The organism is Agrobacterium sp. InxBP2 (assembly GCF_026191755.1).
GTDB lineage: Bacteria > Pseudomonadota > Alphaproteobacteria > Rhizobiales > Rhizobiaceae > Agrobacterium > Agrobacterium pusense.
Genome location: NZ_JAINDY010000022.1, coordinates 178,429 through 202,945 on the forward strand (window position 1 = coordinate 178,429; position 24,517 = coordinate 202,945).

The window sequence follows — 24,517 nt, forward strand, 5'->3', positions numbered from 1 at the left end:
TCACCGAAGCCTTCAGAAAACGGGCGGCGGATATTTCCGCACGCCCGTTTTTTATTGCCGTTTTTCTGTCCGGAGCGGGGCGGCATGAAGTTTAACAAGCTCCGCCTCGTCGGTTTCAAGTCCTTCGTCGAGCCCTCGGAATTCATCATCGAACCGGGCCTCACCGGCGTTGTCGGCCCCAATGGCTGTGGCAAGTCCAATCTTGTCGAAGCACTGCGCTGGGTGATGGGTGAGAACTCCTACAAGAACATGCGCGCCTCCGGCATGGATGACGTCATCTTCTCCGGTTCCGGTAACCGCCCGGCGCGCAACACCGCCGAAGTCGGCCTTTATCTCGACAATTCCGACCGCACCGCGCCCGCCGCCTTCAACGATGCCGATGAAATTCAGGTGACGCGCCGCATCGAGCGCGAAAACGGCTCCGTCTACCGCATCAACGGTAAGGAAGCGCGTGCCAAGGATGTACAGCTTCTTTTCGCCGATGCCTCCACAGGCGCACGCTCGCCCTCCATGGTGGGGCAGGGGCGCATCGGCGAACTCATCAACGCCAAGCCGCAGGCCCGCCGCCAGCTGCTGGAAGAGGCGGCCGGCATTTCCGGCCTGCATTCGCGCCGCCATGAGGCCGAGCTTCGCCTGCGCGCCGCCGAGACCAATCTGGAGCGGCTCGAGGATGTGACCGCCCAGCTGGAGAGCCAGATCGAAAGCCTGAAACGGCAGGCGCGCCAAGCCAACCGTTTCAAGATGCTCTCGGCCGATATCCGCGCCCGCGAGGCGACGCTGTTGCACATTCGCTGGGTGGAAGCGAAGGAAGCCGAAGGCGAGGCGGAAAGCGCGCTCAATCAGGCAACGAACATCGTCGCCGAAAAGGCTCAAGCCCAGATGGAAGCGGCAAAGCAGCAGGGCATCGCCAGCCTGAAGCTGCCGGAGCTGCGCGAGGACGAGGCGAAAGTCGCCGCTGCCCTGCAACGCCTGCAAATTGCCCGCACCCAGCTGGACGACGAGGCCAACCGCCTGCTGCGCCGTCGTGACGAGCTGGCGCGCCGTCTGTCGCAGCTTGGCGAGGATATTATCCGCGAGGAGCGGCTGGTCTCCGACAATGCCCAGATACTCGCGCGGCTCGATGAGGAAGAAGCCGAGCTCCTCGAAATCCTGTCCGATTCCGGCCGCCATGCCGACGAAATGCGCGAAGCCTTCGAAGCTGCGTCCGTCAAGCTGGCGGAAAGCGAAGCCATCTTCACCGCCATCACCGCCGAGCGCGCGCAAGCCGCCGCCGCCCGGCAGCAATTGGAGCGGGCGATCCGCGATCTTTCCGACCGCAAGCTGAGGCTCGAACGGCAATCGCAGGAAGCAACGGCCGAGATCGAGGCCATCGACGAAAAACTCTCCGGCCTTCCGGACCCCGCGGAACGGCGCGAAGCGGTTGAGGCAGCCGAGATTGCCGTCGAAGATGCGCTGATCGTCGTGGAGGAGGCCGAGGCTGCCGTTGCCGAGGCGCGTTCCGCCGAAGCCATGGCGCGCGGGCCGCTGGAAACGGCGCGAAACCGCCTGAACGCGTTGGACACGGAAGCGCGTACCATCACCAAAATCCTCGCTTCAAGCGCCGCCGCGAATGGCAGCTTCACGCCGGTGGCGGAAGAAATGACGGTTGAGCGCGGTTATGAGGCGGCATTGGGCGCGGCGCTTGGCGACGATCTCGAAAGTCCGCTTGATGCCGCAGCACCTGCCTATTGGGCCGGTAATGGCGACGGTTCTGATGATCCTGCCTTACCGCAGGGCGCCAAACCGCTTCTGGATTATGCTCAGGCGCCGGATGCGCTTAGGCGTGCTCTCGCCCAGATCGGCGTCGTTGCAGACGTCACGGAGGCCCGGCGGCTGTTGCCGTCGCTGAAGGCCGGCCAGCGGCTGGTGACGCTCGAAGGCGCGCTGTTCCGCTGGGATGGCCATGTCGCCAGCGCTGATGCGCCGGGCGCTGCGGCACTTCGCCTGTCGCAGAAGAACCGCCTCGCCGAAATCGAAACCGAACTGGATGAAGCCCGCTCCATTCTGGAAGAGGCCGAAGACCAGCTTTCCGCGAAAACCGAGGAGATCAGAAGCAGCGAATTGCGGCTTTCGGACGTGCGCGACCGGAGCCGGCTTGCGACCCGTCATCTTGCCGAGGCACGCGAGGCGCTGACATCGGCCGAACGGGCCTCGGGCGATCTTTTGCGCCGCCGGGATATCGTCTCCGAAGCACTGAACCAGATCGGAGCGCAGATCGACGAGATCGCCGTTCAGGAAGAAAATGCCCGTATCGAGATGGAAGATGCGCCTGATCTTTCCGTGCTTGATCTGAAGCTGCGTGAAAGCCAGCTGGAAGTCGCGACCGATCGCGGCCTGTTGGCGGAAGCACGCGCCCGCCATGAAGGCGTGAGCCGCGAGGCGGAAAGCCGCCAGCGCAGAATTCAGGCAATCGGGCAGGAGCGTTCCACCTGGCAATCGCGGGCGGCAAGTGCCGCCGACCATATCGCCACGCTGCGCGAACGTGAGGAAGAGGCGCGCGAGGAAATCGCCGAGCTGGACATTGCGCCCGAGGAATTTGACGAAAAACGCCGCAACCTCCTCAACGAATTGCAGAAGACCGAAGACGCCCGCCGCGCGGCCGCCGACCGGCTGGCCGAGGCGGAAAACCTGCAACGCGCCGCCGACCGGCTGGCGGCAACGGCGCTTTCCGAACTGGCCGAAGCCCGCGAAAAGCGCGGTCGCGCCGAAGAGCGGCTGGTTTCCGCCCGCGAGAAACGGCAGGAGGCGGAACATCGCATCCGTGAGACGCTGAGTACCGAGCCGCATATGGCGTTTCGCCTGACCGGCCTTGGCCCGGACCAGCCAAAGCCCGATATCCGTGATGTCGAGCGCGATCTGGACCGGCTGAAGATCGAGCGCGAAAGGCTTGGCGCCGTCAATCTGCGCGCCGAGGAGGAGCAGGCCGAGCTTTCCGCCAAGCTTGAGGCGCTGATCAAGGAGCGGGACGATATCATCGACGCCGTGCGCAAGCTGCGTGCCGGTATCCAGAACCTCAACCGCGAGGGCCGCGAACGGCTGATTGCCGCATTCGATGTGGTCAATTCGCAGTTCCAGCGGCTGTTCACCCATCTCTTCGGCGGCGGCACGGCGGAATTGCAACTGATCGAATCCGACGACCCGCTGGAAGCCGGTCTCGAAATCCTCGCCCGCCCGCCGGGCAAGAAGCCGCAGACCATGACATTGCTTTCCGGCGGCGAGCAGGCGCTGACGGCCATGGCGCTGATATTCGCCGTCTTTCTCACCAATCCCGCGCCGATCTGCGTGCTGGACGAGGTGGACGCGCCGCTCGACGACCACAATGTCGAGCGCTACTGCAACCTTATGGATGAAATGGTCGCCTCCACCGAAACCCGCTTCGTCATCATCACTCACAATCCCATCACAATGGCGCGCATGAACCGCCTCTTCGGAGTAACCATGGCGGAGCAGGGCGTGTCGCAACTGGTGTCTGTTGATTTGCAGACCGCCGAACAGTTGCGCGAAGCCGTCTGAGGCGACATTTCCGGGATTCAATTTCTGGTTTTGCTCAATGTCAATTTATCTTGCCATATCACCCATTCGGGTGAGCGACATTGCGCGGCAGTTTGCTATGTCTTTCGCAAGAGCCAAAGGGTTCTCCTGAGACCCCACCATCCGGTTTCCTGTACCGGATGGAATGCCTTGCGAGGCCGCTGCCGTGGCCTCGCAAGGCTTTCTTTTTCCGGGTTCATAGGGTTGCGCGGCGGTTTGCATTGGCAATTGTGTCAGGGGAGTAAGCCTCTTTCCGTCATACCGGCCTTGAGCCGGTATCCAGCCAGCCCAAGTCCTTGGGCTGAAAGGACTCTTCCCGTCGCGCGAGAGCCGCGTCGACTGGATTCCGGCTCAAGGCCGGAATGACGGAGAGAGGCGACGCAGCCAATCACTGTAAACACTGGCATGCTGCAACTGCCAATCGCGCAGTGTGCGAGTTTCTCGGCCCATGATGCATGGAGGCCACCATCACTCACCCCGGCGCAAGCCGCAACCTTGTGCCCCAGGGGTCGATCGCTTCCACGACATTATTCTCCATCTCCACCAGCACATAACCCGCGGCCCGTAGCCGTGTTTTCTGCGCCTCGAGATCGGTGGGGTTGCGAACGGTGATTGAGAACCAGTCGAGGCCGGTTTCCATGGCGTTGCGTTCCTTTGCGCCACGGCTGTTCCAGGTATTCACCGCCAGATGGTGGTGATAGCCACCGGAAGAGAGAAAAGACGCGTCGGAACGCGCATCCTGTGTCGGTTTGAGGCCGACGGCCTCTTCGTAGAAGGCGCGGGCAGCGGCGATGTCCCCAACTCGCAGGTGGATGTGGCCAATGCGCATTCCCGCGGGGGCGACGTCATAATCACTGTTTTTGGTATCGGTCAGCTTTACGAGATCATCGACATCGAGAGGCTCGGTGCCCATTTTAACCACGTTGCCGCTCCACACCCATGTGTCCGTGGGACGATCGCTGTAGACCTCGATGCCGTTACCTTCGGGATCGTTGAGATAGATCGCCTCGCTGACATTGTGATCGGCAAAACCCGTCAGAGGCACCTGCTTCAGCGCCGCATGCACCAGCCAGCGCGCCAGATCCTTGCGGGAGGGCATCAGATAGGCGACGTGGAACAGGCCGGCAGAGGTGGGGCTCTCGAAATCCGCTGCCGGCTTGTGATCGAGATCGAGCAGCGGCACGGTCCCGACACCCAGCGTCACGCCCCTTGCCGTGCGTTCCACTTCGTTCATACCCAGCACCGAACGGTAATAATCGATCATCGGATCGAGTTCGCGCACGCGCAGCGCCGCCTTGCCGATATGCATCGGCGTCGTCAACGCAAAGGGCAGGGTGGGATCGACGGCGGCGGAAGCTCCGCCCTCGGCTCTAAGCGCACCGGCAAGGGCGGTGGCGGCGCAGGAAATTCCGGCAAATTTAAGCGTGTGGCGGCGGGTAAATTGCATGAATAATCTCTTTGTCGGCGATTTGAATGGCTTAGGTAACACTCCGTTTCAGCGCACTACACGAATGCGTCAATGCTGCTGTTATGTCCTGTTTAAGGCAATTCTGGCGCGCAATTCGCCGCAATTATGCTGCACTGCGATGTAAACTACGCGTTGCGGCGTTCCCAACGTGCCGCCAATGCTGTAGATGATAGAAAAATGACAACGCTTCTGGGTGGAGAGCGTGGAATGAAAAAATGGGTTTATACCTTCGGCAACGGTGCTGCCGAAGGCCGGGCAGGTGACGTTGCGATATTGGGCGGCAAGGGCGCAAACCTTGCCGAAATGGCAAGTCTCGGCCTTCCCGTTCCCCCCGGCCTCACCATCATTACCGATGCCTGCGCGCTTTATCACAAGAACGGCCGCGATCTCCCGGATGACCTGAAGCTTCAGGTCATGGCCGGCCTGCATGGTATGGAAATCGTGACCGGCAAGACCTTCGGCGGCAGCCAGTCGCCACTGCTCATCTCCGTCCGTTCCGGCGCGCGCGCCTCCATGCCCGGCATGATGGATACGGTGTTGAACCTTGGTCTCAACGACCGCACCGTCGAGGCATTGGGCCACGATGCGGGCGACGCGCGTTTTGCCTGGGACAGCTATCGCCGCTTCATCCAGATGTATGCTGATGTCGTCATGGGTCTCGACCATGAAATGTTCGAGGAAATCCTCGAAGATGAAAAAGGCCGGCTTGGCCATGAATACGATACGGACATGTCGGCGGTCGAATGGCAGCACGTCGTTTCGCTCTACAAGAAGCTGATCGAAGATGAGCTCGGCGAAGCCTTCCCGCAGGATTGTCACGTCCAGCTTTGGGGCGCAATTGGCGCCGTGTTCGCCAGCTGGACCAACCACCGTGCCGTGACCTATCGGCACCTGCACAATATTCCCGGCGACTGGGGCACGGCCGTTAACGTTCAGGCCATGGTCTTCGGCAATCTCGGCTCGTCCTCGGCAACCGGCGTCGCCTTTACCCGCAACCCCTCGACAGGCGAGGCGGAGCTTTACGGTGAATTCCTCGTCAATGCGCAAGGCGAAGACGTGGTGGCGGGCATCCGCACGCCGCAATCCATCACCGAGGCCGCACGCTTGGCCTCCGGCTCCGACAAGCCATCCATGGAAAAGCTGATGCCGGAAGCCTTTTCCGAATTCCTGGCGATCTGCAAGCGGCTGGAAACCCACTACCGCGACATGCAGGATCTTGAATTCACCATCGAGCGCGGCAAGCTCTGGATGCTGCAGACCCGCTCCGGCAAGCGCACCACCCGTGCCGCCATGAAGATTGCGGTCGATATGGTGGAGGAAGGGCTGATTTCGCAGGACGAAGCCGTCTGCCGCATCGAGCCGTCGTCGCTCGACCAGCTGCTGCATCCCACCATCGATCCCGGCACATCCCGTCCCATCATCGGCTCCGGCCTGCCCGCCTCTCCAGGGGCGGCAACGGGTGAGATCGTCTTTACCGCGGAAGAGGCGGTCGCCGCCGAAGCCGAGGGGCGTCGCGTCATTCTGGTACGCATCGAAACCAGCCCGGAAGATATTCACGGCATGCATGCCGCCGAAGGCATTCTGACGACGCGCGGCGGCATGACCAGCCACGCCGCCGTGGTGGCGCGCGGCATGGGCATTCCCTGTGTCACCGGCGCCGGCTCCATGCGGGTCGATATGCGCAACAGGGTGCTGATCGGCGTCGGCTGCATGCTGAAGCGGGGGGATGTCATCACCATCGATGGTTCCTCCGGCCGGGTGCTGAAAGGCGAGGTGCCGATGACGCAGCCGGAACTCTCGGGCGATTTCGGCAAGCTGATGGAATGGGCGGACAAGCTGCGCCGGATGACCGTGCGCACCAATGCGGACACGCCCGCCGACGCCCGCGCCGCGCGCGCCTTTGGCGCTGAGGGCATTGGCCTCTGCCGTACCGAACACATGTTCTTCGAGGGCGACCGCATCCATGTCATGCGCGAGATGATCCTCGCCGAAAGCGAAAAGGGCAGGCGGGCGGCGCTCGATGAGCTTCTGCCGATGCAGCGCTCGGATTTCACCGAGCTTTTCCAGATCATGCACGGCCTGCCGGTGACGATCCGCCTGCTCGACCCGCCACTGCACGAATTCCTGCCGAAGACGGATGGTGAAATCGTCGAGGTTGCCGCCGCCATGGGCATGCCGCAGACGGTGTTCCGCCAGCGGCTTGATGCGCTGCACGAGTTCAACCCCATGCTCGGCCATCGCGGCTGCCGTCTCGCCATCTCCTACCCGGAAATCGCCGAAATGCAGGCCCGCGCCATTTTCGAAGCGGCCGTTGCGGCGGCGCGCATTACCGGCGCGCCCGTCGTGCCTGAGATCATGGTGCCGCTGGTCGGCCTGCGTTCGGAACTGGATTACGTGACTGCGGTCATCGATGGCGTCGCCGCTGCGGTGGCGAAAGAAACCGGCATGGAGATCGAATATCTCACGGGAACCATGATCGAGCTGCCGCGGGCGGCCCTGCGCGCCCATGTCATTGCCGAAGCGGCCGAGTTCTTCTCCTTCGGCACCAACGATTTGACGCAGACGACCTTCGGCATTTCCCGCGACGATGCGGCGCGTTTCATCAATACCTATCAACGTAAGGGCATCATCGAACGCGACCCGTTCATTTCGCTCGATTTCGATGGCGTGGGTGAATTGATCCGCATCGCCGCCGAACGCGGCCGCCAGACGCGGCCAGAACTGAAGCTCGGTATCTGCGGCGAACATGGCGGAGACCCGGCCTCGATCCATTTCTGCGAAAATGCCGATCTTGATTACGTCTCGTGCTCGCCTTTTCGCGTGCCAATCGCCCGCCTAGCCGCCGCGCAGGCGACGCTTGCCGCGCGGGCGCAAGAAGGGCAGGTGGCAAGCAATGTCGCCTTTATCCCCGTCAGGGGTTCTGTTGGACGATGATGCGCCGCTCCACCACCACGGGACGGTAGAACATGTCGCGGTTCATCTGCGCCTGCCAGGCACGGTTGTCGGCGCGGCGGTCCATTTCCAGATCGAGAAGGCAACCGGCCATCGGGTCAGTGCCGGGACGGAAACCGTAACCCCGGCATGTCGCCTCATCCCGAGCCCGGCGCTCTTCCGGTGTCAGCGTCTGGCATGCCGTGAGCGCCAGCATGGCGGCAAGCGCACCGAAGACGATGGAAAAGCGCATTTTGTTTCTCCCTTAACATGACAGCCGTACGGCACTTTTATTGCGCGATTGATACGCCTGTTTTGATACGGGGAAAAGCCGCGTTGGGGCGGAAAGTTGCGTTTGGTAAGCGAACCTCTTCGCCGTCATGCGGGCCTTGAACCGGCATCCACTTGCCTGAGCCTGGGCATCAGGACTGTCTGGAACGCGCCATTTCAGCGCGCATCCAGCTTGAGTCTCCCCACGTCGAGAGCCAGATCATCAGATCGGTGAGAAAGCCGATAATCGGCAGCAGAAGCATATGGCCCAAACCGCGCGTCGTCTGGTTTTTCTCGGCCTCGTGCAGATGAGCCAACTCCTGTTCCTGAATCGAAGCGATAAGCCTATGAAGCTCGGGGTCTTTCGTTTGCAGGAAAGCCAATTGATCTTTCAGATGGCGGTGAACGGTGCTTTCAACGGCTTCGGTGCAAATCCAGACCATGTTGCGTCCGCCGAGCGCGGTCAGAAAACCGAGCAGAAGGCCTCCAAGGCTCCAAAACGCCATTACGCGACAAGGTCTTGCGTTTCTGGATGGCATGGCGTCCCGAAACAGACGGCAATGATCGATCTCGTCTTCCCGCATCTCCTGCAGAGCGGGTACAATGTCCGGAAACAGCCGGCGAGCCATCCATATCTGCGCGCCGTAGATGCGAATAGCGCCAAACTCTCCGGCGTGATTGACCTTGAGAATACGCCGAACGGTAAGAGCCGGGTCGTGTTTACCGAGACTGTCGGACATGTGAAATGCTACCTCAGCCTACTCCCGTTCACACGAACACGGCACAAATCGCTTCTGCATTTTTGGTAGGGGCTAGCCGCCCCTTTAGTCCAGTTCCATAGTCTCACACAACAACAAATAAATTACACGATCGGTGATGACGACCAAGGCTAGGCGTTCATTGCAGCCGCGCAAGCTTTGCTGGCGGCTGCAATGACGACGGTTCGCCAAGATGATGACTTCATCGGTAGCGTTCGTCATCGAGGCAGGGACGTGATGCGCAGGGAGCAATCACGTTCATTGCTTTGCTCAGGCCGTCGCCACTTCACGGTCATCGAGTGCGTCGATGTCCTTGGCGTTGTTATAAACGGCCTCGTTGAGAATGCCCTCGCGTTTGGCGACAATAGTCGGCACCAGCGCCTGTCCGGCGACGTTGACCGCAGTGCGGCCCATGTCCAGGATCGGGTCGATGGCGAGCAGCAGGCCCACACCTTCGAGCGGCAGTCCGAGCGTGGAGAGCGTCAGCGTGAGCATAACCACCGCGCCGGTCAATCCGGCCGTTGCGGCGGAACCGAGCACCGAAACGAAGACGATCAGCACATATTCCTGAATGCCGAGCGGCACCTGGAAGAACTGCGCGATGAAGATCGCCGAGATTGCCGGATAGATCGCGGCGCAGCCGTCCATCTTGGTGGTGGCGCCGAGCGGCACGGAGAAGGCGGCATATTCGCGCGGCACGCCGAGGCTCTTTTCCGTCACGGTTTCGGTGACGGGCAGTGTGCCGATGGAGGAACGCGAGACAAAGGCGAGCTGGATGGCCGGCCATGCGCCCGCAAAGAAGCGCGAGGGCTTCAGGCCATGCGCGAGAAGCAGCGCCGGGTAAACGACGAAAAGCACCAGTGCGAGACCGATATAGACGGCCGCTGCATACCAGCCGAGCTGCGACAGCGTGGTCCAGCCATATTGGTCAACTGCGCGGCCAAGCAGGCCGATGGTGCCGATGGGGGTAAGGCGGATGACCCACCACAGGATTTTACGCACGATGGCGAGCAGCGACTGGTTGAAGGCGAGGAACGGCTCCGCCGCCTTGCCGGCTTTCAGCGCCGCGACACCGAAGGCAATCGACACCACCAGCAACTGCAGGACGTTGAAATTCAACGAGGTGCTGGCCGCGCCATTGCTGATTTTGGTAGATGCTTCAAGACCGAAGACGTTGGCCGGGACGAGACCCTTGAGGAAGTCCAGCCAAGAACCGGTGGAGGACGGTGCTGCGGCTGCCGTATTGGCGATCGCCGTGTTGACGCCCGGCTGGATGACAAGACCGAGTACGATGCCGATGACGACCGCGATCAAAGCGGTGATGGCGAACCAGAGCAGCGTCTGCCAGACAAGCTTCGCCGCATTAGAGAGGTTCTTGAGATTGGCGATGGAGGCGACGATGGCGGTAAAGATCAGCGGCGGCACGAGTGCGCGCAGCAGCTGGACGAATATGCTGCCGATGGTCTGCAGCGTCACCGAGAGCCAGTTGGGGCTGCCGACGGCGTCGGGGCCGATATTGCGGGCAACAAGGCCAAGCAGCAGGCCGATGACCATGGCTATCAGAACCTGAAAGCCAAAATTGCGATAAAAGGGTTTATGCCCCGAAGGGCGGGCAGAGGTCGTTGCCTGTGACATGACATGTCTCTTTATTGTGCAAGAAAGCGAGAATGTTGCATTTTTTGCAAGCATTCTCGAGGGAGGTCGCCGAGAATACGCCGATTTCCTCAGCAATTAAGGGATGAACGTGCGTATTTGTTGCATTGTCGGGGAATTATTCCCTGACGCTGCGGCAATGCGGAAAAATATTCCTGGTTCTTGTTGGCGTGGCCTCTCAGTCCGTCGCGCAGGGAAAGTCATGCCAATTGCGCCGACGTCATCCTCGGGCCTGTCCCGAGGTCTGCCGACATATTGATTTTTATTGGAGGTGGTTAGATCCTCGGCACAGGGCCGAGCATGACGTTGAGCGGGTCTTCACGCTTAATCACCGACCTCAAGGAAACTGCGACCTGTGCGGAAATTTAACCCGCACAGAAGTGGATCATACCCGGCATGACGGAAGAGAGATCTTCGGGGGGGGGGGCACGCTTTACCCGCAGATCGCCCCCTCCTTTGTTTTCCTCGCCGCAATTCCGGTTTATGACATCATATGCAGGTGATTCCCTGCCAGAACCCGGGTGCAACGCCTCTTAGCCAATGCGATCTAACGGATATCCGCTTCCATGACTGTGCGTTTCGTCCGGCCTTTTTCGGTTGCAGCCTATCTTTCCCGCTACCTGGGCCTGGCGGCGCTGGCGCTTTTTCTCATCGCCGCCGGCATCCACCGTTTCGGGCCGCTGACGACGCCTGATCTTGTCGGGCTGCTCCTCATTGCCGCAGGCATCGCTTTTCTTGCCGTGCTTCTGGCGCTGATGGGCCTTGAGCGGCTGTGGACCAGAGGCGCACGCGGCGGCCTTTCGGCGCTGGCGGCGCTGCTTCTCTCGGCTCTGCCGCTCGGCGTTGTCGGCTACGGCGCCTTTCTTTATTGGCAGCAGCCGAAGATTTACGACATCTCCACTGACGTGAGCGATGTGCCGGAGTGGCTGGCGACACCGGCCGCCAACCAGCAATGGCTGGTGCGGCCCGCGACCATTACCAAGGCTGATCGCGATGCGCAGATGGAGGCCTATGCCAGCCTTGCCGGGCGCCGTTATGAAGGCGCGATAGACCGCATCTACGCCGCCGCCAAAAAAATGGCCGCCTCCCAGAATATCCGCATTACCCATACGAAGGGTGTGATCGGGGCGGAGGATGCTCCTGCCGTCGGGGTGCCACCACAGGACAGGCAGCAGCCCGCCGACGATGCGCCGGTGGAAGACCTGCCCTCCATCGTGCCCGTGCCCATGGCCCGCCCGACCGACGCGCCTTTGCCCACCTTCTTCAACGGCAGCGGCGTGGTGCTGATGCAGGGTGAAACCCGCACCCGCATCTGGGGCCTGCGCTTCGATATCCTCATTCGCCTGAAGGAAGAGGCGGAAACCACCATCGTCGATGTCCGCGTCGCCTCCCGCTACGGCCCGCACGATCTTGGCATGGGTGCGGCGATTGCCGAGGCCTATCTCGATGCTCTGGATGCGGAGATGCAGGGTCTGAACGATAATTGAGGCCAGAAGGCAAAGCTACACGTCGGCCGAATGGATCGCGACGTCGCCGCTCGTTTCTTCTCCCCGCCGGGGAGGAGGTGGCCCGAAGGGCCGGATGAGGGGGGTAACGGCGGAGATTTTCGGAGAGCTTGCCCCCTCATCCCGCTGCCGCGGACTTCTCCCCGGCGGGGAGAAGAAACAGGTGGCACCCGCTCGCTCCCCACCGAAGGGGCGGCAATCACGAAAGCACCTTGAGAGCTGGCTAGTTAAAACCCCGTCACGCCGGGAAATATTCACCCGTGAGCGAAGGCGCGCCATCCGTCCGAACTTCGCCCTTCTCGATCAGATCCTCGATATGCGCCAGCACGGAAAGTGCCGCCGCCCCATGCAGACGCTTGTCGGTGCTGGCATAGATCACCTTCACCATATCGGCGATCAGCCTGTCGCCGTCCCTGATCCGCTTCAACACCGCCTTTTCCCGCATGCGGCGGTGGGCGCGCAAGCCCCGCATGAAGGCTGCGGGATCGGTGACCGGGCCGCCGTGGCCGGGCAGGAACAACCGGTCGTCACGGGTCAGCAACCGCTCCAGTGAAGCCATGTAGTCGCTCATCGCCCCATCAGGCGGCGCGACGATGGTGGTGGCCCAGGCCATGACGTGATCGGCCGAAAAGACGGTGCCGCTGCCCTCAAGCGCAAAGGCGGCGTGGTTGGCGGTGTGGCCCGGCGTATGCAGCGCCGTCAATGTCCAGCCGTCACCGGAAAGGCTCTGCCCGTCGCCCAGCGCAATGTCAGGCGCAAAAGCCGTATCGGAACTTTCGGCAAAGGGATTGGTCTCGCCCACATGCAGTGGCCGGGCGGCGCGGTGCGGGCCCTCAGCCACCGTCAGCGCCCCGGTCGCCTGCGCCAGCCTGCGGGCAAGCGGCGAATGATCGCGATGGGTGTGGCTGACGAAGATGTGCGTGACTTCGCGCCCTTCGAGCGCGGCCATCAGCGCCCGAAAATGCGCCTCATCCTCCGGGCCCGGATCGATGACGGCGACGGAACGGTCACCGACGATATAGGAATTGGTGCCATGGAAGGTGAAGGCGGAAGGATTGTTGACGGTGATGCGCTGGATGAGCGGGGCGACGGGAACCGCCTCGCCATAGGCCGGCTGGAAATCGAGATCGAATGCCGGGTCCGCCATCGAGACCTCCTGAAAAAATGCCATGCATGCTTGCGCCGCGGCCTCATCCGCGTCACGGCCAAGCCCTAACATGTCAACTTAGACACGGCACCCAAAAAGCTTGAATTTTGTGAAAAAATTGGTCGCCGGGTCATTGCCGCGCCGGGCAGGCTTTGCTAATCAGGCGCGGTTCAGGCAGCGGCGTTTCGCTCTCGCTGCCCTGTTGGGGCGTCGCCAAGCGGTAAGGCACCGGTTTTTGGTACCGGCATTCCCAGGTTCGAATCCTGGCGCCCCAGCCAACTATCCCCAAGTCAAATCAGTGTTTGCAGATCCCGGCGACCGTCAATAACGGGAACTACTTCACGGAGCGTATTTTGTCGCCATCGGTATCCGGCACGGTTTCGTAGAGAATGGTGTAGGGCGCTTCAACCAGCATGCGGGCGGATGGAAAAATTTTCGGGTGGCGCTCGCCTTCAACAAAAAACGCCGCCCATCCAAAGACAGGCGGCGTACAGCCTCAAATCTCTCACCTAAACCTTAAAGCGCGATATCTGGCACCTTCTTCACCGGCGCACTCGCAGGGGCCGAGCCAGCTGCCTTCAGCGCCTCAAGATCGATCTGCGGCGGGGTCGGCAGCTGCAGGTGTTCGGCCGTATAAGCCCATTCCTGCTGTACCTTTTCCGGGTCGTCATTGAGCTTGGTGCCGTAGCTCGGCACGATCTGGCGCAGCTTCGTCTGCCATTCCGGCGTTGCCACCTTGTCCTTGAAGACTTTTTCCAGAACGCTGAGCATGATCGGCGCTGCGGTAGAAGCGCCCGGCGAAGCGCCGAGCAGGCCGGCGATGCTGCCGTCTCCAGCGGAAACCACTTCGGTGCCGAGCCGCAGCACGCCGCCCTTTTCTTCGTCGCGCTTGATGATCTGCACGCGCTGGCCTGCCTGCCAGAGACGCCATTCGCCCTGCTTGGCATTCGGGAAATATTCCTTCAGCGCAGCAAAACGGTCGTCATCCGACATCATCAGCTGGCCGGCGAGATATTCGACCAGCGGATATTCATCGATGCCGACGCGCACCATCGGCCAGGCATTGCTGGTTGTTACGGAGGAGACGAGATCGAAATAGGAGCCTTCCTTCAGGAACTTGGTGGAGAAGGTGGCGAAAGGTCCGAACAGGATGACGCGTTTGCCGCCCAGCACGCGGGTATCGAGGTGCGGAACCGACATGGGCGGCGAGCCCACCGAGGCCTTGCCATAGGCCTTGGCCAGATGCTGCATCGTCACATCGGGGTTCTCGTTGATGAGGAACGAGCCGCCGACAGGGAAACCGGCATAATCATCCGCTTCCGGAATACCGGACATCTGCAGCAGATGCAGCGCGCCGCCGCCGGCGCCGATGAACACGAATTTCGCATCCACCACCTGTTCGGCATCGGTCTTGGTGTTGGTATAGGTCACGCGCCAGCTGCCATCGGCGTTGCGCTGGATGTCGGAAACCTCGCTATTGACCTGCAGGTCGAAATTCTGGTCGCTCTGCAGATGCGATACGAACTGGCGGGTGATTTCGCCAAATTCCATGTCGGTGCCAAGCGGCGACCAGGTTGCGCCGATCTTCTGGGAAGGATCGCGGCCTTCCATCATCAGCGGCACCCACTTCTTGATCTGCTCGGGATCGGTGGAGAACTCCATGCCGGCGAAAAGCGGGCTCGCCTTCAGCGCCTGATAGCGCTTTTCCAGATAGGCGACGTTCTCGTCACCCCAGACGAAGCTCATATGCGGCGTGTGGTTGATGAAGGAGCGCGGGTTCTTCAGAACGCCGTTGCGCACCTGCCATGCCCAGAACTGCCGGGAAATCTGGAAGGATTCGTTGATGTTGATCGCCTGGCTGATCTTGATGTTGCCCTTGTCGTCTTCGGGCGTGTAGTTCAGCTCGGCAAGCGCGGAGTGGCCGGTGCCGGCATTGTTCCAGCCGTTCGAGCTTTCAAGCGCCACGCCATCCAGCCGCTCCAGCATCTGCATCGACCAGGTGGGCTCCAGCTCGCGCAGCCACACACCGAGCGTCGCGCTCATGATGCCGCCACCGATGAGAAGCACGTCGACCTTCTTGGCAGTCGTATTGGCGAGAAGCGCGGAAGAGGGCAGCGCTGCTGCGGCAAGCCCGGCGAGAGCACCACCCAGAACCTGTCTGCGGTTCATCGGCAATGCGTGGAAGAGGGAAGTTTCCTCGGAGAGATCAGTGAGCTGGGATTTGTCTTGATCGATGGGAGTCACGACCATACCTGATTCTTGTTTTGTGTTAAAAACACTCCTCCCGACCGCCCCGTTATAGCAAAGCGCAAACCGGCACAACCCGGACTCATCCACTCCAGTTCAAGCGGTTTTTTGCGGATTTTGCCGCGGCGGACGGCCGATCTCACGGTTATGCCGATTATCATTTTGATGATTGTTAAGATAAGTCGCGGCTTTCAAACGGTTGAAAGCGTTCCCTGGCGTGATTTTACCAAAAACGCAGCGCCAGCACCCTTTCCAGTGAGTTACGATCCGCAAGGTGCCGCTTCAGGCACAATTTTTTTCAGAATAATGACGGAAATCCCGAAAAAGTGAAAAGGCCCACCGGTTCGGGCAGGCCTTCGCGCATTTTAGCTTGTGGCTGACGATCAGTTGGCGGCGAGGAATTCCGCGCAGTAGCTCGGACCGTTGACGCCCGGGCGATCGGAGATCGTGCGGACGGCGGTGATCTTGTAATCGCTGGAGACGACCAGCTGCACCGTGCAGGAAAGGGAGGCGGTGCGGGCGGGCGAAATCTGCCGGCCTTTTTTGCCATCCTTGCCTTCTTCGAACTTCGCCGGAATCGTCGCCTTCTTGTAGCCGCCGCGCCAGTTGTAGACGGTGGAGCTGCCGCTTTCGGTGTCGCTCAGCGGCGGGCCGAATTTGGCGAAGAAAATACCTGCGGACTGGCCGACCCAACGGGTCTCAACCGGGCTCTTCTGGGTGAAGGAGGGCGTGGAGCCATCGGTGGCAGTGGTGCAGGCCGAGAGCGTAATGGCAAACGCTGCAAGCGTTACGCTGCGAAATAGCATGGTGAAATGTCCTTTGTGCCGTGTCCGGCATCCCGCCGGTCATTCCGTTCCCCTAGCAGATTTGGCGGCGGCGGGCAGGGGAGCTGTGCGGCCCGATGAAAATTTCCTGCCACAATTGCTTTTTTGTAACGTTTTGAAGCCTTCCGCCCGGTGCCGCCGGTGCCTGCCGGGGCTGTTTCAGCAGGTGGGGAAAACTTGTCATAAAAAATGCAATAAGCCGCTTGTCGAATGCCGGAGGCTGGTCTATAGAAGCGCCGCTGGTCACGGAGTGTAGCGCAGTCTGGTAGCGCACCACGTTCGGGACGTGGGGGTCGGAGGTTCGAATCCTCTCACTCCGACCAGCTAGAAGCCCGATAAATCAGCGGCTTGCAAAAAATCCCGATACTTGCTGAAAACCTCCATATCAAATCGTCATACATCAACCGGGCCGGTCGCATCAGAGCCGGTTTGAATGCATTCGTCGCCCATGCCTCGGAGCCCAGTTGGGTAGGCTGTCGCAACTTCCTGCGCTTCCAGTTTTCCGTATGCGCGAATAAAAGAGGCCCGTCGCTCCGCCAAGCGCCAGGCCCCAATGTCGCGGCCTGTTTCAGGGGACGCGCGACACGGACCGTCTTAGAAGTGTCAATTAAGGTCCACAATCCAAGAAGTTACCCGTGACAGTCGCGAGCCCTGAGTTTCAGGGCCATCGCCGTGATCAACTTATCGCGATCAAAAAAGAGGCCCGCTGCATTTTCAAGCAACGAGCCTCTGTTCGGCCGCTTGGCGGAGCGACCGAGGGCAAATTCGCCTTTTGCCCATGAACGCCGAATGAACGAGTGCCCTTCTGCGCCGCCGAGAAACAACCCGTAAAAATCCGGAAAGCAGATGGATCGGAAAGCTTTCTCAGCCGTTATCCAAACATACAACAATGGAGGACAACATGCTGAAGGGTATTGCACTGTGGGCTATGGGCGTTCCGATCTTCGTGATCATTCTGCTTTATATGTTCGTGTTTTAAGTCGCATCTGACGACTGGACCCAAACAAAAAGGCGACCACACCGTGGTCGCCTTTTGTCGTTGATGTAAGCATTTTCAGTCGAGATCGCCGATGAGCCGTGAGGCTGTCGCCGCATCCGTACGGCGGATGTCGATCTCGTCGCGATGCTTGGCGAGCAGTTCGCCGGCCAGCAGCTTTTCCGCGAGATCGGCGGGCAACGAAAGGATCACCCTGTCGCCCTTTTCTTCCGTCGCGCCGACGCTGCGCTTGGCCGATATCATGCCGCCCGCCACCGTGTTGTTGGTGTCGGGGTCGATGAGGATGAACGAGCCGGTTGAGCGGTTCTGTTCATAGGGATCGAAAATCGCGGTCTCATCGAAGGAAAGCCGCACCTTGCCGATGGCGTTCATCGGCAGCGACGTTTCATGCGCCTGCCACTCACCCTCTTTCAGGTTCAACTGGCTTACAGGATGAACCGTAACGCGCTGGCGGCGGCTGGCGCTTTTAAGCCAGTAGCGCTTGCCGGCCTCGATGCCGCCGGGCTGCAAAGCCACGATCTGCGCGTCGAAGGCAAGGCCAGTCTGAGGCTGCGCCTCGATGGAGACGATCATGTCGCCGCGCGACACGTCCACCTGACGATCGAGAACGAGAGTGACGGCATCACCCGCCACGGCGGCATTGCGCACCAGGTCGAAAGTGACGATCTGCTTGACGTTGGCGACCATGCCGGAAGGCAGGATAACGACGCTGTCGCCCGGCTTCACCGAACCGCCGGCAACCGTGCCCTGATAACCGCGGAAGCTTTCGCCGGGACGCGAGACGCGTTGTACGGGAAAGCGGAAGCCGCCCGATTGCGCGGAGCGAACGGTCGCCAGTTCCAGCGTTTCCACCAGCGTCGGGCCTTCATACCAGGGCATGGAAGCCTTGCCTGACAGAACGACGTTTTCACCTTTCAGCGCCGACATCGGAATGGCGGTTATCTGCTTGATGCCGAGATCGGATGCGAAATCGCGGAACTCGTGGGCGATCAGTTCGAAACCGGCCTTGTCGTAATGCGTCAGGTCGATCTTGTTGACGGCCAGCACGAATTGCCGGATGCCCATCAGCGCCGCGATGGTGGCATGACGCCGCGTCTGTTCCAGAATGCCGGTACGGGCATCGACGAGCAGCACGGCGAGGTCGGCTGTGGAAGCGCCGGTCGCCATGTTGCGGGTATATTGCTCATGGCCGGGCGTGTCGGCCACGATGAAGGCGCGTCGGTCGGTGGCGAAGTAACGATAGGCGACATCGATGGTGATGCCCTGTTCGCGCTCTGCCTGCAAACCGTCCAGCAGCAACGCGAAATCGGGCAGGCCGAGATCGTTCTGCTTGCCGCTGTCGCGGTGCAGGGTCGCGGCCTGATCTTCCTTGACGGCCTTGGTGTCCCAGAGGAGACGGCCGATCAGGGTCGATTTGCCGTCATCCACGCTGCCGCAGGTGATGAGACGAAGCGGGCGGGTGTCGCGCGCTGCTTTCGAATGCTCGGCAAAGGGCAAAATGGTGGCCGTGGAAACGTTGGTGGTGGCAGAAGCGGTCATCAGAAATAGCCCTCGCGCTTCTTCTTCTCCATCGAGCCGGACTGGTCGCGGTCAATCGCGCGGCCCTGACGTTCGGAAACGGTGGCGATTTCGAGCTCGGCAATCACATCCTGAAGCGTCGCCGCCTCGGAACGGATCGCACCGGTGAGAGGGAAGCAGCCGAGCGTGCGGAAGCGGATCGAGCCACGCTTGATCTCTTCGCCGGGCAGAAGCTCCAGGCGCTCATCTTCAGCAAGGATCATCATGCCGTCGCGCTCGATATAGGGGCGCTCGGCGGCATAATAGAGCGGCACCAGAGGAATGTTTTCCGCCTCGATGTAACGCCAGATGTCCACTTCGGTCCAGTTGGAGAGCGGGAAGGCGCGCACGCTTTCGCCCTTGCGGACCATGCCGTTATAGATGTTCCATAGCTCAGGGCGCTGGTTGCGCGGGTCCCATTTGTGGTCGGGCGTGCGGAAAGAGTAGATGCGTTCCTTGGCGCGGCTCGCCTCTTCGTCGCGGCGCGCACCGCCGAAGGCGGCATCGAACTGGCCGGCATCCAGGGCCTGACGCAGCGCTTCCGTCTTCATGATGTCGGTGTAAAGCGCCGATCCGTGGGTGAAGGGCGTGATGTTTTCCGCTGCGCCGCGCGGATTGGTGTGGGAGATCAGTTCGAGATCATATTCCTTGACGATATTGTCGCGGAATTCGATCATCTCCTTGAACTTCCAGCCGGTATTGACGTGCAGCAGCGGGAACGGAATGCGGCCGGGGAAGAAGGCCTTGCGCGCCAGATGCAGCAGCACGGACGAGTCCTTGCCGATGGAATAGAGCATCACGGGCTTGTCGAATTCGGCTGCGACTTCGCGAAAGATATGAATAGCTTCGTTTTCAAGCGCCTTCAGATGGGGATCGAGCGGCGGCTTGGATGCGACAGTATTCTTGCTGTCCGGCTCGTGGACTGCGTTGGACATTGTGAACTCCGGGAATGTACTGAATGATTATCGTTGCGGGATGGCGGAGGTAGCGGAGGTCTGCTCCGCACCGGCGACGTGAAGACCGCATTCGCGCTTCTCGTCGTTTTCCCACCACCATCGTCCGGCGCGCTCAGGCTCACCGGGCTTGATGGCGCGCGTACACGGCTCGCAGCCGATGGACGGGTAACCGCGCTGATGCAACGGATTGATGGGGATGTTCTCCTGGGCGACATGCGCCTTGATGAGATCGATATCCCAGTCAGCCAAAGGGTTGATCTTGATGAGATTGCGATCCGCATCGAATTCGGCAAACGGCGTCGTGGCGCGATTGCCCGACTGGCCGCGACGGAGGCCGGTGATCCAGAAGGCGGCACCATCAAGTGCCTTGCCGAGCGGGATCAGTTTTCTGACATGACAGCAGGCATGACGCGCCTCGACGCTTTCGTAGAAGCCGTTGAGACCGTATTTTGCGGCGTAGGCGTCTATATCGTCCTGTTCGGGACGGAAACGACGGATTTCGATGCCGAAACGCTCCTCGGTTTCATCGATGAGATCGACGGTTTCCTTGAAAAGACGGCCAGTTTCCAGCGTGACAACGTCAATCGGCAGGCGGTGGGTGCCGATCACCGCGGTGATGACCTGATCCTCGATGCCGAGGCTGGTGGTGAAGACCGCGCGCCCGCCAAGGCCGGCGATAAACGAAAGCCGACCCGCCAGATCGAGCCCGGCAAGCGTGGCATCGAGGGAATCGGCATCGGCAGAGGCATTTGCTGAATTGATGGTCATTGTCACGTCCGGGATTTCCATGGCCGATTATTGTTGAAATCGGCGCTTTGGACGAGAAATGACAGTCTTTGTGCGCTGCACTTCAGAGCAAAAATGCCTCTCGCGCGCGTGCTATGAGCAAAAGATGCCCGTTCACCTTGTTCGCAGCCTGTATTTGAATTGTGACAACTTCTGCGCTAAGCCCTGATTGCCGGGTATCCGGGCTTGTGATCTACTGGTTTTACGATGATTTCGCAGAAGGCAAAATATGCGCTGAGGGCGCTTCTCTCGCTGGCCAAGGCCGACGGCGGCTGTCTTGTGCAGATTTCCGACATTGCCCGCGAACAGGCCATTCCGAAAAAGTTCCTGGAGCAGATCCTTCTCGAAATGAAGAAGGAACGCCTTGTCGAAAGCCGGCGCGGCAAGCAGGGTGGTTATCTTCTGGCTCGCCCGGCGGATGATATTACTTTCGGCGAGGTGCTGCGGCTCATTGATGGCCCCCTTGCTCCTCTGCCTTGCCTCTCCCAGACCGCCTATCGCCGCTGCGAGGATTGCGACGGCGAGAAGCAGTGCGAGATCCGCCACGTCTTCGCCCGTGTGGCCGATGCGACGCGCAACATCCTGTTCAACACCACCGTTGCGGATGCGGTGGCCGGTATCGAAGTGCCCGAGCTTTTGACGGCCTGACGAAAAATTCGTCTAAAACACCTCAATATTTTTCGCCATCGCGGCAAAAAACCGGCAAAAATGTGAAACGCTTTTGCATTCAGCAAAGTTTTACACGACGCTTGTTGCGCCTTTCGCTTATGCTGCGCTGTATTTGTTGCCCGGAGAAACGCTCAAGGGAAACACTTTTTCGATCGTATTCGGCCTCATTGACCAACTCTACTCAACCGGTAGAGTTAAGCCATCGCAATCAGGAGGGAATACCGATGTCCAAGCTTCTGTCCGGTTTGAGCGTTGTCGCGCTCAGCCTCTCACTGGCACTTGGCGCAGCTGGCTCGGCCGCGGCGCAGACCAAGCTGCTGAACGTGTCCTATGATCCGACCCGTGAACTCTACAAGGATTTCAACGAAGCCTTCGCCAAGAAGTGGAAGGCCGACACCGGCGAGGACGTCACCATCCAGCAGTCGCATGGCGGCTCCGGCAAGCAGGCCCGTTCGGTCATCGACGGTCTGGAAGCCGACGTCGTGACGTTGGCGCTGCAGAGCGACATCGACGCCATCGTGCAGAATTCCGGCAAGATCAACAAGGACTGGCGCGGCCGCCTGCCGCATAATTCCTCCCCTTACACCTCCACCATCGTTTTCCTCGTTCGCAAGGGTAACCCGAAGGGCATCCATAACTGGGGCGATCTGGTGAAGGGCGACGTGCAGATCGTGACGCCGAACCCGAAGACCTCGGGCGGTGCGCGCTGGAACTATCTCGCGGCCTGGGCCTGGGCGAATGAAGAATTCAAGGGCGACAAGGACAAGATCAAGGCCTATGTCGGCGAGCTCTACAAGCGCGCTCCGGTTCTCGACACCGGCGCCCGTGGTTCCACGGTAACCTTCGCACAGCGCCAGATCGGCGACGTGCTGCTCGCCTGGGAAAACGAAGCCTATCTGGCCGGCCAGGAATTCGGCGCTGACGCTTTCGATATAGTCGTTCCGCCGATCTCGATCCTTGCCGAGCCGCCGGTCGCCGTGGTTGACGCCAATGTCGACGCCAAGGGCACCCGCAAGGCAGCCGAAGCCTATCTGCAATATCTCTATTCCGACGAGGGCCAGAATATTGCGGCCAAGCACTTCTATCGTCCGTCCAACCCGGCCGTTGTCTCCAAGGACCTGCTGAAGCAGCTGCCTGACATCAAGCTCGTCACCATTGACGACCCGATCTTCGGCGGTTGGGCAAAGGCGCAGCCGGAACATTTTGGTGACGGCGGCATCTTCGACCAGATTTACAAGCCCGCGAAGTAAGCGGATGATGGGGTGAAACGTACTCACCCCGTCCCACGGGACAAGACAAATCAGAACCTGATCGACCGGACGCCGTGCCGGTCGATACTTTATAATAAGCGCCGGGGGAATACCGGCTCCCAGAGAGCACCTCCAGGACGGGCAGACCTCGGTTGACTGTCCCGGAAATGTTCAAAAACTAAGATTATCCGGAGCCTTGATGAGCAATAATATTTCCGGAAGCAGGTGGAAGTGGCGGCAGTCGAGCGTCATACCGGGCTTCGGCCTGACGTTTGGTTACACCGTCACCTATCTGTTTCTCATCATTCTTATTCCGCTTGGCGGCCTTATCTGGTCCACGGCGAAACTCGGTTTTGCAGATTTCATTGCGATTGCCACGGATAGCCGTACGCTGAATGCGTTGCGCGTCAGTTTTGGCACGGCGTTCCTCGCCGCATTGGTCAATGTGGTCTTCGGCGTCATCGTCGCCTGGGTTCTCACACGTTACCGCTTTCCCGGTCGCCGCTTCGTGGATGCCATCGTGGACCTTCCCTTTGCGCTTCCAACGGCGGTCGCGGGCATTGCGTTGACGGCGCTTTACGCCAATCGCGGCTGGGTCGGTTCGCTGTTTGAGCCCTATGGCATCAAGATTGCGTTCACGCCGACTGGCATCGTCATCGCGTTGATCTTCATCGGCCTGCCCTTCGTGGTGCGCACCGTGCAGCCGGTGATGGAGGAGATCGACCGGCAGGTGGAGGAGGTGGCAGCAACGCTCGGTGCCAATCGTTTCCAGACCATAACCCGCATTCTGTTGCCGAGCCTCACACCCGCCATCCTAACGGGGTTTGCGCTGGCCTTCGCGCGCGGTGTCGGAGAATACGGCTCGGTCATCTTCATCGCCGGCAATATTCCCTACGTCTCGGAAATCGCGCCGCTCCTCATCGTCATCCGGCTGGAGGAGTTCAATTATGCGGCCGCCACCGGCATCGCCACCGTCATGCTGATCATCTCCTTTGCCATGCTGTTCCTCATCAATCTCATTCAGGCCTGGAGCCGCAAGAGGTACGGTTATGTCTGAGACTGTTTCCCGCACCACATCCCGGCCGTTCCGCGACCCCGCCAGCGAAAGCCTGCCAGCGCGGCTGGCCCTGATCGCCATCGCCTTCGTCTTCCTCGCCGCATTTCTCGTCCTGCCCCTGGTTTCGGTATTCTTCGAAGCATTCCGCAAGGGCACGGAGAGCTTCTGGGAGGCGATTTTCGAGCCGGATGCGCTTTCCGCCATTCGCCTGACGCTGCTCGTCGCCGCTATTTCGGTGCCGCTCAACCTCATTTTTGGAGTAGCGGCCGCCTGGGCCATCGCGAAATTCGAGTTCAAGGGCAAGGCATTCCTGATCACGCTGATCGACCTGCCATTCTCGATCTCTCCGGTTATATCAGGTCTGGTCTACGTCATCCTGTTTTCCTCGCACAGCGTGCTCGGCCCATGGCTGAAGAGTTACGGCATCGAGATCCTCTTTGCGGTGCCGGGCATCGTGCTCGCCACCATCTTCGTCACCTTTCCCTTCGTCGCGCGCGAGTTGATCCCGCTGATGCAGGATCAGGGCAATGGTGACGAGGAGGCGGCGATTTCGCTTGGCGCATCCGGCTGGCAGACCTTCTGGTACGTCACGCTGCCGAATATCAAATGGGGCCTGCTTTATGGCGTGCTGCTCTGCAACGCCCGTGCCATGGGCGAGTTCGGCGCCGTCTCGGTGGTGTCAGGCCATATTCGCGGCGAGACCAACACCATGCCGCTGCATGTCGAGATACTCTATAATGAGTACAATATCGGCGCATCCTTCGCCGTTGCGACGCTGCTTGCCGGTCTGGCTCTGGTGACCCTCGTTCTCAAAACCATTCTCGAAATACGCTTTGGCGCGGGCAACGCAGCCGGCAAGCATTGAAAGGCAT

General features: G+C 60.5%; 17 protein-coding genes and 2 tRNA genes. 9 read left to right on the forward strand and 10 right to left on the reverse strand.

Annotation, left to right across the window (positions count from 1 at the left end):
* Positions 1–84: 84 nt before the first annotated feature.
* Entirely contained in the window at positions 85–3,552 is a 3,468-nt protein-coding gene (locus K7A42_RS06135; RefSeq protein ID WP_282454975.1) for a chromosome segregation SMC family protein, read from the forward strand.
* Positions 3,553–4,042: 490 nt separating this feature from the next.
* Here the strand turns inward: K7A42_RS06135 and K7A42_RS06140 are convergent, their stop codons facing one another.
* The gene (locus K7A42_RS06140; RefSeq protein ID WP_142181749.1) at positions 4,043–5,017 is read right to left on the reverse strand and encodes a VOC family protein; all 975 of its coding nucleotides are present in this window, start codon (positions 5,015–5,017) and stop codon (positions 4,043–4,045) included.
* Between the two features lie 228 nt (positions 5,018–5,245).
* Between K7A42_RS06140 and ppdK the strand changes: the two genes are divergently transcribed.
* Positions 5,246–7,972 carry a pyruvate, phosphate dikinase gene (ppdK, locus tag K7A42_RS06145; RefSeq protein ID WP_282454976.1) on the forward strand — a complete coding sequence of 909 codons (2,727 nt, stop codon included), beginning with the start codon at positions 5,246–5,248 and terminating at the stop codon, positions 7,970–7,972.
* Here the strand turns inward: ppdK and K7A42_RS06150 are convergent.
* The 3 genes from K7A42_RS06150 to K7A42_RS06160 all read right to left on the reverse strand — a co-directional run bounded on the left by K7A42_RS06150 (position 7,950) and on the right by K7A42_RS06160 (position 10,632).
* On the reverse strand, positions 7,950–8,222 hold the full coding sequence (locus K7A42_RS06150) for a hypothetical protein (RefSeq protein ID WP_004440421.1): 273 nt from the start codon (positions 8,220–8,222) through the stop codon (positions 7,950–7,952). The genes ppdK and K7A42_RS06150 overlap by 23 nt on opposite strands.
* Positions 8,223–8,391: 169 nt before the next feature.
* Entirely contained in the window at positions 8,392–8,979 is a 588-nt protein-coding gene (locus K7A42_RS06155) for a demethoxyubiquinone hydroxylase family protein (RefSeq protein ID WP_282454977.1), read from the reverse strand.
* Positions 8,980–9,267: 288 nt separating this feature from the next.
* Complete coding sequence (locus K7A42_RS06160) at positions 9,268–10,632, reverse strand: dicarboxylate/amino acid:cation symporter (protein ID WP_269842015.1); 1,365 nt, start codon at positions 10,630–10,632, stop codon at positions 9,268–9,270.
* A 584-nt stretch (positions 10,633–11,216) separates the two neighbouring features.
* Here K7A42_RS06160 and K7A42_RS06165 point away from each other — a divergent pair.
* Positions 11,217–12,137 (forward strand): DUF1499 domain-containing protein, encoded by a 921-nt coding sequence (locus K7A42_RS06165; protein ID WP_282454978.1) that lies wholly within the window; start codon positions 11,217–11,219, stop codon positions 12,135–12,137.
* A gap of 256 nt (positions 12,138–12,393) precedes the next feature.
* Here the strand turns inward: K7A42_RS06165 and K7A42_RS06170 are convergent, their stop codons facing one another.
* Complete coding sequence (locus K7A42_RS06170; protein WP_282454979.1) at positions 12,394–13,302, reverse strand: MBL fold metallo-hydrolase; 909 nt, start codon at positions 13,300–13,302, stop codon at positions 12,394–12,396.
* 203 nt (positions 13,303–13,505) lie between these two features.
* Here K7A42_RS06170 and K7A42_RS06175 point away from each other — a divergent pair.
* A tRNA-Gln gene (locus tag K7A42_RS06175) sits at positions 13,506–13,580 on the forward strand.
* Between the two features lie 238 nt (positions 13,581–13,818).
* Here K7A42_RS06175 and mqo read toward each other — a convergent pair.
* Together mqo and K7A42_RS06190 are read right to left on the reverse strand one after the other, a co-directional pair.
* Positions 13,819–15,552 (reverse strand): malate dehydrogenase (quinone), encoded by a 1,734-nt coding sequence (gene mqo, locus K7A42_RS06185; RefSeq protein ID WP_282454980.1) that lies wholly within the window; start codon positions 15,550–15,552, stop codon positions 13,819–13,821.
* A gap of 380 nt (positions 15,553–15,932) precedes the next feature.
* Positions 15,933–16,355 carry a hypothetical protein gene (locus K7A42_RS06190; RefSeq protein ID WP_037090758.1) on the reverse strand — a complete coding sequence of 141 codons (423 nt, stop codon included), beginning with the start codon at positions 16,353–16,355 and terminating at the stop codon, positions 15,933–15,935.
* Positions 16,356–16,619: 264 nt separating this feature from the next.
* Between K7A42_RS06190 and K7A42_RS06195 the strand changes: the two genes are divergently transcribed.
* A tRNA-Pro gene (locus K7A42_RS06195) sits at positions 16,620–16,696 on the forward strand.
* Between the two features lie 731 nt (positions 16,697–17,427).
* Here the strand turns inward: K7A42_RS06195 and cysN are convergent.
* Genes cysN through K7A42_RS06210 form a run of 3 tightly spaced genes read right to left on the reverse strand, consistent with a single transcriptional unit; the run spans position 17,428 to position 20,672 of the window.
* Positions 17,428–18,909, reverse strand: a complete 1,482-nt coding sequence (cysN, locus tag K7A42_RS06200) for a sulfate adenylyltransferase subunit CysN (protein WP_282454981.1) — start codon at positions 18,907–18,909, stop codon at positions 17,428–17,430.
* Positions 18,909–19,862, reverse strand: a complete 954-nt coding sequence (gene cysD, locus K7A42_RS06205) for a sulfate adenylyltransferase subunit CysD (RefSeq protein WP_282454982.1) — start codon at positions 19,860–19,862, stop codon at positions 18,909–18,911. The genes cysN and cysD overlap by 1 nt, the downstream gene beginning before the upstream one ends.
* A 27-nt stretch (positions 19,863–19,889) precedes the next feature.
* Positions 19,890–20,672, reverse strand: a complete 783-nt coding sequence (locus K7A42_RS06210) for a phosphoadenylyl-sulfate reductase (RefSeq protein ID WP_282454983.1) — start codon at positions 20,670–20,672, stop codon at positions 19,890–19,892.
* Positions 20,673–20,876: 204 nt separating this feature from the next.
* Between K7A42_RS06210 and K7A42_RS06215 the strand changes: the two genes are divergently transcribed.
* The 4 genes from K7A42_RS06215 (at position 20,877) to cysW (ending at position 24,510) form a co-directional block, all read left to right on the forward strand.
* Entirely contained in the window at positions 20,877–21,317 is a 441-nt protein-coding gene (locus K7A42_RS06215; protein WP_282454984.1) for an RrF2 family transcriptional regulator, read from the forward strand.
* A 245-nt stretch (positions 21,318–21,562) separates the two neighbouring features.
* A complete protein-coding gene (locus K7A42_RS06220) occupies positions 21,563–22,588 on the forward strand; it encodes a sulfate ABC transporter substrate-binding protein (protein ID WP_004440447.1) in 1,026 nt (341 codons plus the stop codon).
* Between the two features lie 199 nt (positions 22,589–22,787).
* The gene (gene cysT, locus K7A42_RS06225; RefSeq protein ID WP_282454985.1) at positions 22,788–23,645 is read left to right on the forward strand and encodes a sulfate ABC transporter permease subunit CysT; all 858 of its coding nucleotides are present in this window, start codon (positions 22,788–22,790) and stop codon (positions 23,643–23,645) included.
* Positions 23,638–24,510 (forward strand): sulfate ABC transporter permease subunit CysW, encoded by an 873-nt coding sequence (gene cysW, locus K7A42_RS06230; RefSeq protein WP_004440450.1) that lies wholly within the window; start codon positions 23,638–23,640, stop codon positions 24,508–24,510. Before cysT ends, cysW begins: the two co-directional genes overlap by 8 nt.
* Positions 24,511–24,517 lie beyond the last annotated feature (7 nt).

What these genes read in the sequence shown, in the direction of transcription:
- K7A42_RS06135 (WP_282454975.1), top strand. Translation starts at nt 85, where the DNA reads ATGAAGTTTAACAAGCTCCGCCTCGTCGGTTTCAAGTCCTTCGTCGAG.
- K7A42_RS06140 (WP_142181749.1), bottom strand. Translation starts at nt 5,017, where the DNA reads ATGCAATTTACCCGCCGCCACACGCTTAAATTTGCCGGAATTTCCTGC.
- ppdK (WP_282454976.1), top strand. Translation starts at nt 5,246, where the DNA reads ATGAAAAAATGGGTTTATACCTTCGGCAACGGTGCTGCCGAAGGCCGG.
- K7A42_RS06150 (WP_004440421.1), bottom strand. Translation starts at nt 8,222, where the DNA reads ATGCGCTTTTCCATCGTCTTCGGTGCGCTTGCCGCCATGCTGGCGCTC.
- K7A42_RS06155 (WP_282454977.1), bottom strand. Translation starts at nt 8,979, where the DNA reads ATGTCCGACAGTCTCGGTAAACACGACCCGGCTCTTACCGTTCGGCGT.
- K7A42_RS06160 (WP_269842015.1), bottom strand. Translation starts at nt 10,632, where the DNA reads ATGTCACAGGCAACGACCTCTGCCCGCCCTTCGGGGCATAAACCCTTT.
- K7A42_RS06165 (WP_282454978.1), top strand. Translation starts at nt 11,217, where the DNA reads ATGACTGTGCGTTTCGTCCGGCCTTTTTCGGTTGCAGCCTATCTTTCC.
- K7A42_RS06170 (WP_282454979.1), bottom strand. Translation starts at nt 13,302, where the DNA reads ATGGCGGACCCGGCATTCGATCTCGATTTCCAGCCGGCCTATGGCGAG.
- mqo (WP_282454980.1), bottom strand. Translation starts at nt 15,552, where the DNA reads ATGGTCGTGACTCCCATCGATCAAGACAAATCCCAGCTCACTGATCTC.
- K7A42_RS06190 (WP_037090758.1), bottom strand. Translation starts at nt 16,355, where the DNA reads ATGCTATTTCGCAGCGTAACGCTTGCAGCGTTTGCCATTACGCTCTCG.
- cysN (WP_282454981.1), bottom strand. Translation starts at nt 18,909, where the DNA reads ATGACCGCTTCTGCCACCACCAACGTTTCCACGGCCACCATTTTGCCC.
- cysD (WP_282454982.1), bottom strand. Translation starts at nt 19,862, where the DNA reads ATGTCCAACGCAGTCCACGAGCCGGACAGCAAGAATACTGTCGCATCC.
- K7A42_RS06210 (WP_282454983.1), bottom strand. Translation starts at nt 20,672, where the DNA reads ATGGAAATCCCGGACGTGACAATGACCATCAATTCAGCAAATGCCTCT.
- K7A42_RS06215 (WP_282454984.1), top strand. Translation starts at nt 20,877, where the DNA reads ATGATTTCGCAGAAGGCAAAATATGCGCTGAGGGCGCTTCTCTCGCTG.
- K7A42_RS06220 (WP_004440447.1), top strand. Translation starts at nt 21,563, where the DNA reads ATGTCCAAGCTTCTGTCCGGTTTGAGCGTTGTCGCGCTCAGCCTCTCA.
- cysT (WP_282454985.1), top strand. Translation starts at nt 22,788, where the DNA reads ATGAGCAATAATATTTCCGGAAGCAGGTGGAAGTGGCGGCAGTCGAGC.
- cysW (WP_004440450.1), top strand. Translation starts at nt 23,638, where the DNA reads ATGTCTGAGACTGTTTCCCGCACCACATCCCGGCCGTTCCGCGACCCC.